The sequence below is a fragment of the Frateuria flava genome, from assembly GCF_017837635.1.
In the GTDB taxonomy this organism is placed as follows: Bacteria; Pseudomonadota; Gammaproteobacteria; order Xanthomonadales; family Rhodanobacteraceae; genus Frateuria_A; species Frateuria_A flava.
Genome location: NZ_JAGJRS010000003.1, coordinates 30,823 through 41,695 on the forward strand (window position 1 = coordinate 30,823; position 10,873 = coordinate 41,695).

Genomic DNA, 10,873 nt, shown 5'->3' on the forward strand with positions numbered 1-10,873 from the left:
TCGCGTCGAGAAAGCGCGGCTCGGTTCCGTACCTTGGGTTTGCATGACAAAAGCAACGCAGGTTATGGATATCCAAGGGAAAAACGCTTGCAATCGCGTTTTTGCTGCGTTTCAATGCGGCGCCATGACACGTACGTTCGCGCGCCTGGGAGGAATGGCTCTGGTGGCCCTTGCCGCCGCGCTGCCGTTGCGCCCGGCGCAAGCGGCCGACGTGCAGGGTGCGCGCGTCTGGGCGGGCCCCGAGTACACCCGCGTGGTGTTCGACCTGTCTGGCCCGGTGGACTACAAGCTGCGCCGTGACGGCGACACCATCGAGCTGGAGCTTTCCGGTGGCGATCTGGCGCGCGGCTTCGACGCGCCGGCGGCGCAGGGCCTCTACAAGGGTCTGGACAGCCGCGCTTCCACTGGCGAATTGCACCTGGTGGCGCATGCCGCCGCGGGTGCCCAGCCGAAGAGCTTCCTGCTCAAGCCCGCGGGCGAACACGGCTATCGCCTGGTGCTGGATCTCTACCCCGGCAAGGCCGGAGCTATCGCGGATGCGGCAGACGCCCGCACGCCCGACGCCCCCACGCCCGGCGTGCTGGCCAGCGTCAAGCCCACGTCCAGCGTGGGCAAGGGCGCCAGGCAGGCTGCCGCGCTGCTCGGTGGCGAGCGCAAGGTGATCGTTGCGGTCGATGCCGGGCACGGCGGCAAGGATCCCGGTTCGCACGGGCCCAGCGGCACGCAGGAAAAGGACGTCACGCTTGCCGTGGCGCGCGCCCTGGCCGCCGAGATCAACCGCCAGCCGGGCATGAAGGCGGTGCTGACCCGCGACGGCGACTATTTCATCCCGCTCAAGCGTCGCTACCAGATCGCCCGCGAGCAGAACGCGGACATGTTCGTCTCCGTCCACGCCGATGCCTTCACCAGCAGCGACGCCAAGGGCTCCTCGGTGTGGGTGCTGTCGCCGCGCGGCAAGACCTCCGAGGCGGCGCGCTGGCTGGCCGACCGCGAAAACCGCGCCGACCTGATCGGCGGTGTCTCGCTGGACGACAAGGACGACAGCCTCGCCGCGGTCCTGCTGGACCTGCAGCAGGGCTACGCCATCCAGGCCAGCGAGGCGATCGCCGGCAACGTGCTCAAGGCGCTGGCCAGGCTGGGCCCGACCCACCGCGGCCACGTCGAACATGCCAACTTCGTGGTGCTGCGCTCGCCGGACGTGCCTTCGATCCTGGTCGAGACCGCTTTCATCAGCAACCCGGCCGAGGAGCGCAAGCTGCGCGATCCGGCGCACCAGCGCCAGCTGGCCGAGGCGGTGATGGGTGGCGTGCGCAACTATTTCGAGGCGACCCCGCCCCCGGGCACCTGGTTTGCCGCGCAGGCGATGCGTCGCAGCGGCATCCTGGCGTCCGCCAGCAAGCCCGCCGCGACCGTGGCGGACACGCGCGCCGATGCCAACGTGCGCGACCTGCACCGGGTCGCGCGCGGCGAGAGCCTGGGCAGCATCGCGCGCCAGTACGGCGTCAGCGTGAACGCGCTCAAGAGCGCCAACCGCATGAACAGCGACACCGTGCAGGCCGGCGCGGTGCTGGCGATTCCCGCCGGTTGATTTTCCACCGCCCGCCTTCGCGAGCCTTCCCCGCGCCAAGGGGAAGGTGCCGACAGGCGGATGGGTATGACCTGGCCTCGGTCCCCATTTGCATTTGAGCTCTGGCGAGCGACTGCGCGTCCGGCAACCCCCATCCGCCCTTCGGGCACCTTCCCCCGCAGGCAGGAACGCTCGATGGCCTGCATCCACGAGTTTGCGTGCCCGCCGGGCAGGATCGTTGGGCATTGCCTGCCGCACGCTTTAAGCTTGCCCGATGCCCGTCATCCGCCAGCTTCCCCCCGACCTCATCAACCAGATCGCCGCCGGCGAGGTGATCGAGCGCCCGTCCTCGGTGGTCAAGGAACTGGTCGAGAACAGCCTCGACGCCGGCGCCACCCGCATCGAGGTGGACATCGAGCAGGGGGGCGCGCGGCTGATCCGCGTGCGCGATGACGGCGGTGGCATCGGCCCGGACGACCTGCCGCTGGCGGTGGCCTCGCATGCGACCAGCAAGATCGGCAGTTTCGACGACCTCGAACACGTCGCCAGCATGGGTTTTCGCGGCGAAGCGCTGGCCTCCGTCGCCTCGGTGGCGCGTTTCGCGCTGACCTCCCGGTTGCGTGATGCCGACAGCGCATTCCGCCTTGAAGTGGATGGCGGGCGCATGCAGCCGGTGCGTCCGGCGCAACACCCGGCCGGGACCAGCGTCGAGGTGCGCGACCTGTTCTTCAACGTGCCGGCGCGGCGGAAATTCCTGCGTGCCGAGCGCACCGAGCTTGCGCACATCGATGACCTGCTGAAGTCGCTCTCGCTGGCGCGTCGCTCGGTGGAATTCCGCCTGAGCCACAACGGCAAGCCGCTGCGCCTGTTCAGGGCCTGCCCGGACCAGCCCTCGGCGCTGGCGCGCGTGGCCGAGGTGCTCGGCGAGGGATTCCCGGCGCAGAGTCTGCACATCGACCACGCCGCGGCGGGCATGCAGCTCTCCGGCTGGGTCGGGTTGCCGACCGCGTCGCGCGCGCAGGCCGACGGGCAGTACTTCTACGTCAACGGACGGCTGGTGCGCGACCGCGTGGTGGCCCACGCCGTGCGCCAGGCCTATGCGGACGTGCTGTTCCACGGTCGGCATCCGGCTTTCGTGCTGTACCTGGAACTCGATCCGGCCGGCGTCGACGTCAACGTGCATCCGGCCAAGCACGAGGTGCGTTTTCGCGAGCAGCGGCTGGTGCACGACTTCCTGTTCCGCAGCCTGCACGAGGCGCTGGCGCAGACGCGGGCGGGACTGGCCGTGCCGCCGGTGCACGAATCGCCGCTCCCGCCGACACCGGCCTACGCCTACGGCAGTCCCGGCGGTTCGCGCCCTGCGCAGTTCGCCCAGAGCCGGCTCAGCCTTGGCCTGCGTGACGAGCCGCTGGCCGACTACGCGACGCTGCTCGGCGAGCCCGGGGTACCGATGGGTGCTGGCGTGCCGATGGCCATGCCCGAGGCGGACGAGCGCGAGGCGCCGCCGCTGGGCTTCGCCATCGCCCAGCTCAAGAGCATCTACATCCTGGCCGAGAATGCGCACGGCCTGGTGCTGGTGGACATGCACGCGGCGCACGAGCGCATCACCTACGAGAAGCTCAAGGCCGCCCGCGCCTGCAGCAACCTGCGCTCGCAGATGCTGCTGGTGCCGCTCAATCTGTCGATGAGCGCGAAGGAGGCGGCCGCCGCCGAGGAGCACGCGGAGGCGCTGGCCGCGTGGGGCCTGGAGCTTTCGCGCAGCGGCCCGTCCACCGTGGTGGTGCGGCGGATCCCCGCGTTGCTGGAGGGCGCGGACGTCAACCAGCTCGTCACCGACGTGCTGGCGGAACTGGCCCAGCACGGCAGTTCGCGCCGCCTGCAGGAACTGGAGAATGAGCTGCTCTCGACCATGGCCTGCCACGGTTCCGTGCGAGCCGGGCGTCGGCTGACGCTGCCCGAGATGAACGCGTTGTTGCGCGAGATGGAGGCGACCGAGCGCTCGGGCCAATGCAACCATGGCCGGCCGACCTGGGTGCAGCTGTCGCTGGGCGAGCTCGACCGGCTGTTCCTGCGCGGTCGCTGATTCCGCAGCAGCGCAGGTTGCGCGCAAGCGCCATGTCCTGGTCGCGCACAGGTGCGCTCCCGGGAGCCTGGGCAGGCTCGTCTATACTCGATCGCGATCCCCCACGCTGGAGAGCCCCATGCTTCGCGCCAGCCTGTTCCTCGCCGCCATCACCCTGGGAGCCGTTGCCGTGCACGCCGCCGATACCGATCCGTACACCCGCCAGATCGAGCAGTGGCGGGCCGACCGCGTCGCACGGCTGACCGCGCCGGACGGCTGGCTGAGCCTGATCGGGCTGGAGTGGCTGCACGAGGGTGCCAATCGCATCGGCAGCGCTGCCGACAACGACATCGTGTTGGCTACCGGCGCCGCTCACCTGGGCACGGTGACCCTCGGCCAGGACGGCACTGCGCGCATCGCGCTGGACAAGGACGCCGGTGCCACCGTCGACGGCAAGCCGGTGGCGGAGGCAACGCTGGTCGATGACATGCACGCCGGCGCTACCGGTCCCACGCTCGTGCGTTTCGGCAGCGCGAGCTTCTACGTGATCGATCGCGACGGCCGCAGGGCGCTGCGCGTGAAGGACCCGGACGCGCCGACCCGCGCGCGCTTCGCGGGCATCGACTATTTTCCGATCGACCCATCCTGGCGCATCGAGGCCGACTGGGTGCCGTTCGCGCCTGGCCACAAGCTCGAGATCGGGTCAGTGATCGGCACCATCGAGGCGGTCGACGTGCCGGGCAAGGCGGTATTCCAGCGCGACGGCCACACCTTCGAGCTGATGCCCTACCAGGAGGAGCCGGGCGGCGAGCTGTTCTTCGTGATCGCCGACCGCACCTCGGGCAAGGAAACCTACGGTGCCGCGCGCTTCTTCTACGCAGCCTTGCCCAAGGGCGGGTTGTCGCAGCCAGGCAAGGTGGAGCTGGACTTCAACAAGGCCTACAACCCGCCGTGTGCGTTCACGCCATTCGCGACGTGTCCGTTGGCGCCGCCGGAGAACCGGCTGGACCTGGCCGTGACCGCCGGCGAAAAGAAGTACCGCGGCGGACACTAGCGTCCCCCTGTAGGAGCGCACCCTGTGCGCGACCCGATGCACGGTCGCGCACAGGGTGCGCTCCTACAGCAAGGTTTCAGCGACCCTTGAACGCGGCCTTGCGCTTTTCCAGGAACGCCTGGGTGCCTTCGCGCATGTCCTCGGTGGCGAAGGCCAAGGCAAAGCCCTGCGTTTCGAATTCGAGGCCCTGATCCAGCGCCGTTTCGCCGCCCAGCAGGATCGCATCGAGGATGCCCGCGGCGGCCAGTGGCGCGGCGGCGGCCAACTGGTCAGCCAAGGTGTGGACCGCTTCGTCCAGCGCCTCGGGCGCCACCACGCGATTGACCAGCCCCAACTCGTAGGCCCGTTGCGCACCGATCGGCGCGCCGGTCAGGCACAGTTCCAGCGCAGCGCTGCGGCCGGCCAGGCGCAGCAGGCGCTGGGTGCCGCCGAAGCCGGGGATCAGGCCCAGGTTGATTTCCGGCTGGCCGAACTTGGCCTTCTCGCTGGCCACGCGCAGATGGCAGGCCATCGCCAGCTCCATGCCACCGCCGAGCGCGAAGCCCTGGATGCGTGCGATCACCGGTTTGCCCAGGCGCTCAATCGTGCTCATCAGGCGTTGCCCCGTGCGCGAGAACGACTGCGCCTGCACCGGCGTATAGCCGTTCATCTCGGCGATGTCGGCGCCGGCCACGAAGGCCTTCTCGCCCGCGCCGGTGAGCACCACCGCCCGCACCGCGTCGTCCTGCGCGGCCTGGGTGAAGGCGAGGGTCAGCTCGTTGAGCGTATCGCGGTTGAGCGCGTTGAGCTTGTCCGGGCGGTTGACGGTGATCACGCGCACCGCGCCGCGGTTGGCGATTTCCAGATTGCGATAGGCCATGTCAAGCGCTCCGATGGCGAGGAGAAAACGCGCATGGTAACGCGGGAACCTTTGCGGCTGTGCGGGTTCGAAGCACACGCCGGTCGCGGCGCTGCATGGCGTCGCCAATGCGCATAGCATGTCGGTACCGTCGACGTTGGAGGCAGGCATGACACGACTGGGTGGGTTGGCGCTTGGCATGCTGCTGCTGGGAAGCGTCGCGCATGCGCAGGACCGCGCCGGCGCGCCGACCTCGCAGATCAAGCTGGACAAGCACAAGCTGTCCTACGCGATCGGCTACCAGATTGGCAGCCAGTTCGCCGGCGGCGAGCCAGACGTGGATCTGGCTACCGTGCAGAAGGCCATAACCGACGCGTACGCCAAGCGCCATCCAGCCGTCTCGATGCAGGACATGCATGCCCAGCTCCAGCGACTGGAGCAACAGATGCACGCCAACGCCGTGGCCGAGTTCAAACACATCGCTCAGGCCAATGCGCGCAAGAGCGCCGACTACATGGCGCAGAACCGCAAGCGCCCGGGCGTGGTCCAATTGCCTTCGGGCATCCAGTACGCGGTGATCGCGTCGGGCAAGGGCACGCAACGCCCCCGGGTCACCAGCACGGTGACGGTGAACTACCGCGGCATGCTGGTGGACGGTACCGAGTTCGACAGTTCGTGGGCTCACGGCGCGCCGGTCACCTTCCAGGTCGACAAGGTCATCCCCGGCTGGCAGGACGTGATCCCGCGCATGCATGTGGGCGATCGCTGGAAGGTGGTGATCCCGCCGCAGCTGGCTTACGGCGAACGCGGCCAGCTGCCGCGCATCGGGCCCAACGAGGCGCTGGTGTTCGAGATCGAACTGCTCGACATCGCACAGTAGGCGAAGCCCCCGCGAACGGTGGGCCAGACCGTTCCTGCCAGGCGCAGGCGCGTGGTTGAAATCGAAGCGCATGCCGCGGTCGTTCGCACAGCCACGCCCGCGCGCATCGGCTAAAATCGCACGAATGCCGCACGACCCCATCGCCCCCGCCACGCCACTCACGCCCTGCATCGGCCTTTGCCGGCTGGACGCGCGCGGCTGGTGCGAGGGCTGCCTGCGCAGCGGCGAGGAAATCGCGCGCTGGCGAACCATGGACGACGCCGAGCGCCTGCATTACATGCGCGAGATCCTGCCCGCACGCGCGAGGGCGTGATGGACGGCGCGCCGAAGCGATCGGTCGAGCGGCTGCTGGATGGGTTGCCACAGGCCCTGCGTTCGCTTTCCGATCCGCCGGCGGCACCGGGATGGAACCACGCGCAGATGGCTGACCTCCTCGGTGAGGCGCCCAGGCGTCCTGCGGCGGTCCTCATCGGCGTGCGCGAAGGCGTACAGCCGCGACTGGTCCTCACCGTGCGCACCGCCCACCTGCAGTCGCACGCGGGGCAGGTGGCGTTTCCGGGTGGCCGGCAGGACCCGGAGGACGTGAATGCGATCGACACCGCCCTGCGCGAAAGCGAAGAGGAAATCGGGCTGGAGCGCGCGCTGGTGCAACCGCTGGGCTTCCTCGACTGCTTCGAGACGATCAGCGGCTACTGCGTCACCCCGGTGGTGGCGCGCATCAACGAGCGCGCCGTGCTCTACCCGACGCCGGCGGAGGTAGCCGAGGTTTTCGAAGTGCCGTTCGCGTTCTTCCTTGAACCGGCGAACCTCAAACGCTATGTGATGGACTACCGCGGGCATCGGCGGCCGATGGTCGAATTCGTCCACGGCGGCCACCGCATCTGGGGCGCTACCGCCGCGATGCTGCTCAACCTGCTCGAAAGGATGGAAGACGCATGAGCCTGCATACCACGCTCATCGACGCGGCCACGCTGGCTGCGCTGCCTCCGGATGAGGTGTTGATCGTCGACTGCCGGGCAGATCCCGCAGGCGCCGGCGCGGCCGATCCGGACAAGCCCGAGCGCGAGTACCGCGAATCGCACATCCCTGGCGCGGTGCATGCCAGCCTGGAACATGACCTGTCCGACCTTGACCGCAAGGGGCAGGGGCTGGGGCGTCATCCGCTGCCGCTGGAACAGGCGTTTTCCGCCGTGCTCGGGCGCTGGGGCTGGCGTCCGGGCCTGCAGGTCGTGGCCTACGATGCCGGCAGCAGCGCGCTGGCGGCCGCCCGGCTCTGGTGGCTGCTGCGGCTGGCGGGCGTGCGTGAGGTGGCGGTACTCGATGGCGGTTTTGCGGCCTGGCGCGGAGCCGGCTTGCCGGTGGAAAGCGGCACCGTGGAACGCGCGCCCAGCCAGGTCGGCCTGCACTTCGATCCCGAGCAGGCGATCACCGACCACGCAACCCTGCATGCCGATCCCAGGCCGGTGCTGGTGGATGCCCGCGCCGCCGCTCGCTATCGCGGCGAGACCGAACCGCTGGACCGCGCTGCCGGCCACGTCCCGGGCGCGCTCAATCGCCCCTTTGCCGACAACCTCGACGCCGGCGGCCGGTTCAAGTCACCGGCGCGTTTGCGCGAGGAGTTCGCGGCGGTGCTGGGCGACACGCCGCCGCAGAAGGTCGTGCACATGTGTGGCTCGGGCGTCACCGCCTGCCACAACCTGCTGGCGATGGAACACGCGGGCCTGCACGGCTCGCGGCTCTACGCGCCGTCGTGGAGCGGCTGGGTGAGCGACCCGTCGCGGCCGATCGCCACCGGCTGATCCGCTCGGCGTACGCGATTGCCGGCTGCGGCCTGGCCCTCCGCGGATCCTGCAGAAGCCCCGTGGGCTCCTGCAGGACGAAGCGGCTTCAGCTGCTTTTGGCTTTCAGGCGTGCCACCAGCCCGTGCAGGGTCGCCTGCGTCTCGCTGTTGAAGAACGCCTCGAGAAAGCTGTCCATGGGCAGCGCATCGACATCCTTCCACGCCTCACGCAGGTCGGCGCGGGCCAGTTCGCGCGTGGCCAGCATGGCGTGGCGGGGCAGCGCCAGCAGTTCGGTGAGCCAGTGCACCGCGCGGGTGACCACCTGGTCCACGCCGGTCAGCTCGTCCACGAAGCCACAGGCCAGCGCCTGCTCGGCCTCGATCATGGCGCCGGCGACTAGCAGCCGTTCGGCGCGGTAGGTGCCGACCACGCGGCGCAGGGCGAGCTGGATGCAGTCGGGCACCATCAGGCCCACCTGCACTTCGTTCAGGCCGATGCGGAAGGGGCCCTGCGCCATCACGCGGTAGTCGCAGAACAAGGCCAGCACGGCACCGCCCGCCGGGCTGTGGCCGGTAATCGCCGCCACGGCGGGGACAGGCAGGTGTGCAAGGTCCGCGCACAGGTCGAACAGCGCGCGCCAGTAGGCGCGAACGCCGGCGCGGTCGCGCTGGAGCAGTTCGGGCACGTCCACGCCGGCGGAGAACAAACCCTGGGCGCCGGAAAGCACCAGCCCGCGCGCGCCGTCGCGTGGCGCCTGGGCGAGGGCATCGCGCAGTGCGGCGATGAGGTCCATGTTCAACGCGTTGACCGGCGGGCGGGCCAGGCGGATCTCGGCGATGTCGCCGTCGTGCGGAAGGATGTCGAGCATGGAGGATTCCTTGGTCGTCGGCGCAAGCGGGTGGGATTGTCGCAAGTTTGCCCCTATCCGCCCTTCGGGCACCTTCCCCCGCCGAGCGGGGGAAGGACCAGTGGACGGCAGCCCGTGATCGAGCCTTCCCCCGCACGCTGTGTAGGACAGGCGAGCAGCCCGTGATCGAGCCTTCCCCCGCACGCTGCATAGACCAGGCGAGCAGCCCGTGATCGAGCCTTCCCCCGCTACGCGGGGGAAGGTGCCGACAGGCGGATGGGGGAGGTCATGCCTTGGACCGCCTACTCGGCCCAGCGGTAGTGGACCGCGTAGTCCAGCGTCGCCTTGCCGCCGGCCGGGACATTTACCTTGAACTCCAGCACGTCAGGCGATTGCCTGCTCGGCTTGACCGACGAGGACGCCAGCGTCCATTCGCGCCAGCGGCTGGGGTGTTCGCGCACGGTCACCACTCGCGCCGCTTCGCCGGCATTGGTGAGCGTGATGCGGAAGGCTTCGTCCATCGTGCGGGCGGCCTTGTCCACCTTGAAGGCGGTGCGCTCGCGCTCGGCGCGCAGGTCGAACGCGGTGCCGAGGGTCAGCGTGGCATCGCTGCCCTTGGGTGTGTCCTCGATGCGGCCTTCGCCCAGGAATTGCGGCGTGCCGCGGTTGTCATTGCCCAGCACGCGCAGGTAGCCGGCGGGCAGGCTGTCGAAAGCGGTGAAGCGCAGGGTGCTTTCGATGGTGTTGCCGCCCCCGGTGTTGAAGTCGGCAGCGAGCATCGGCTCCGGAGGCGTCCACGCGTTGCCATTCTCGTACAGCGCAGTCCGCTCGCAGGCCAGCGTCCGGGGCGTGTAGAGCGGTACCTGGCTCACGCTGCCGTCCGGCAGGTCGACCGGCTGGGGCAGGGTGTAGAGACGGTAGTCGCCCAGCGAGGACTGACGGGGCAGGTCGGCCGCCTCGCCCTTGTATGCGCGGGCCATCGACATCGCCATCGGCTGTGGCGCATCCGGCTTGGCGAAGCGCGGTTCACCCGCGACCAGCTTGAGGGCGGCGTCGTGCCAGTCCCGCCCGCTGCGGTTGGCGATGCTGGCGCGCGATTCGAACTGCAAGCGGCAGGCATTGCCAGGCTCGAGCGTGCCCATGTAGGCGGCACGCCAGCCCAGGCCGGCGGTGGGATAGCTCAGCGTGGCCGTGGCGTTGCCGGCGCGTGCGGCATCCACGCGCAGGCGCAGGCTTGCGCCGGTGGGGAAGTCGCCGCCGGTGCTGCGCACTGCGGCGTACTCGCGCACCAGCGTGTTGCCGAGCGAGCCCTTGACCAGCAGGCCGTTGCCCGCGCGCAGCAGTGTGCCTTGCGCCAGCGGATCGCCGTTGGAGCCGAGCACGGTGATGTCCTGCCCGACCAGGCCGGCGAGCGCCGCCTCGTTGCCCTGTCCCAGCAGCAGTCGCTGGGAAATCACCCGGGCCCGGTCGTCGGCGAAGGACAGGGCGATCGCTTCGGGATCGAGGTAAAGCGGCAGGTCGCCTATCGCGACGTCCTGGGTCCCGGCTTTCAGCTGCAGTGCGCGTTGCTCACGCGCCACCGCGTGGCCCTCGGCCACGCTGCCGTCGCCCGCGGCGGTGTACAGCGCGGAATTGTCACTGCGGTAAAGGGTCAGTTCGGTGTCGGTGGCCTGTACGGCGGGGGCCAGGCAGGCGGCAACGCAGGCGAAGGCGAGGGCACGGCGAGGGGGCAGGGTCATGACGGGCTCCTTCGTGGGGAGGGGCCATCATAGAGGCATGGCGCGGGCGGGCTGAACCTTTGCACGCACGCCGGCCGGAACTGCAGCAGGCCGCTTCCGGGCGAT

At 69.6% G+C, this 10,873-nt stretch carries 8 protein-coding genes and 1 pseudogene; 6 read left to right on the plus strand and 3 right to left on the minus strand.

All coding sequences use genetic code 11. The annotated features are described in order from the left end of the window. Window positions 1-154: 154 nt before the first annotated feature. From J7I44_RS00920 to J7I44_RS00930, 3 genes are all read left to right on the plus strand, one after another. Window positions 155-1,588, plus strand: coding sequence for an N-acetylmuramoyl-L-alanine amidase (locus J7I44_RS00920; protein WP_245187843.1), 1,434 nt, complete (start codon window positions 155-157; stop codon window positions 1,586-1,588). Window positions 1,589-1,841: 253 nt separating this feature from the next. Then, window positions 1,842-3,650: a DNA mismatch repair endonuclease MutL gene (gene mutL / locus J7I44_RS00925; RefSeq protein ID WP_209614584.1), complete on the plus strand. Its 1,809-nt coding sequence runs from the start codon at window positions 1,842-1,844 to the stop codon at window positions 3,648-3,650. Between the two features lie 118 nt (window positions 3,651-3,768). Next, the gene (locus J7I44_RS00930) at window positions 3,769-4,683 is read left to right on the plus strand and encodes a DUF1684 domain-containing protein (protein ID WP_209614585.1); all 915 of its coding nucleotides are present in this window, start codon (window positions 3,769-3,771) and stop codon (window positions 4,681-4,683) included. 76 nt (window positions 4,684-4,759) lie between these two features. Here the strand turns inward: J7I44_RS00930 and J7I44_RS00935 are convergent, their stop codons facing one another. Next, entirely contained in the window at window positions 4,760-5,542 is a 783-nt protein-coding gene (locus J7I44_RS00935) for an enoyl-CoA hydratase-related protein (protein ID WP_209614586.1), read from the minus strand. Between the two features lie 148 nt (window positions 5,543-5,690). On the opposite strand from J7I44_RS00935, the gene bamJ reads away from it, so the two are divergent. The 3 genes and pseudogenes from bamJ (at window position 5,691) to J7I44_RS00955 (ending at window position 8,200) form a co-directional block, all read left to right on the plus strand. Next, complete coding sequence (bamJ, locus tag J7I44_RS00940) at window positions 5,691-6,401, plus strand: BamJ family beta-barrel-assembly machinery protein (RefSeq protein WP_209614587.1); 711 nt, start codon at window positions 5,691-5,693, stop codon at window positions 6,399-6,401. A 124-nt stretch (window positions 6,402-6,525) separates the two neighbouring features. Then, a pseudogene (locus tag J7I44_RS00950) lies at window positions 6,526-7,340 on the plus strand (CoA pyrophosphatase). Continuing rightward, window positions 7,337-8,200 (plus strand): sulfurtransferase, encoded by an 864-nt coding sequence (locus tag J7I44_RS00955; protein ID WP_209614590.1) that lies wholly within the window; start codon window positions 7,337-7,339, stop codon window positions 8,198-8,200. Before J7I44_RS00950 ends, J7I44_RS00955 begins: the two are co-directional and overlap by 4 nt. Before the next feature lie 88 nt (window positions 8,201-8,288). Here J7I44_RS00955 and J7I44_RS00960 read toward each other — a convergent pair whose 3' ends face one another. Beyond that, window positions 8,289-9,050 carry an enoyl-CoA hydratase/isomerase family protein gene (locus J7I44_RS00960; RefSeq protein WP_209614591.1) on the minus strand — a complete coding sequence of 254 codons (762 nt, stop codon included), beginning with the start codon at window positions 9,048-9,050 and terminating at the stop codon, window positions 8,289-8,291. 281 nt (window positions 9,051-9,331) lie between these two features. After that, window positions 9,332-10,768 (minus strand): DUF4139 domain-containing protein, encoded by a 1,437-nt coding sequence (locus J7I44_RS00965; RefSeq protein ID WP_209614592.1) that lies wholly within the window; start codon window positions 10,766-10,768, stop codon window positions 9,332-9,334. Between the last annotated feature and the right edge of the window lie 105 nt (window positions 10,769-10,873).

Coding starts and splice junctions, on each gene's coding strand:
- J7I44_RS00935 (WP_209614586.1), bottom strand. CDS start 5,542: ATGGCCTATCGCAATCTGGAAATCGCCAACCGCGGCGCGGTGCGCGTG.
- J7I44_RS00955 (WP_209614590.1), top strand. CDS start 7,337: ATGAGCCTGCATACCACGCTCATCGACGCGGCCACGCTGGCTGCGCTG.
- J7I44_RS00965 (WP_209614592.1), bottom strand. CDS start 10,768: ATGACCCTGCCCCCTCGCCGTGCCCTCGCCTTCGCCTGCGTTGCCGCC.
- J7I44_RS00930 (WP_209614585.1), top strand. CDS start 3,769: ATGCTTCGCGCCAGCCTGTTCCTCGCCGCCATCACCCTGGGAGCCGTT.
- mutL (WP_209614584.1), top strand. CDS start 1,842: ATGCCCGTCATCCGCCAGCTTCCCCCCGACCTCATCAACCAGATCGCC.
- J7I44_RS00920 (WP_245187843.1), top strand. CDS start 155: ATGGCTCTGGTGGCCCTTGCCGCCGCGCTGCCGTTGCGCCCGGCGCAA.
- J7I44_RS00960 (WP_209614591.1), bottom strand. CDS start 9,050: ATGCTCGACATCCTTCCGCACGACGGCGACATCGCCGAGATCCGCCTG.
- bamJ (WP_209614587.1), top strand. CDS start 5,691: ATGACACGACTGGGTGGGTTGGCGCTTGGCATGCTGCTGCTGGGAAGC.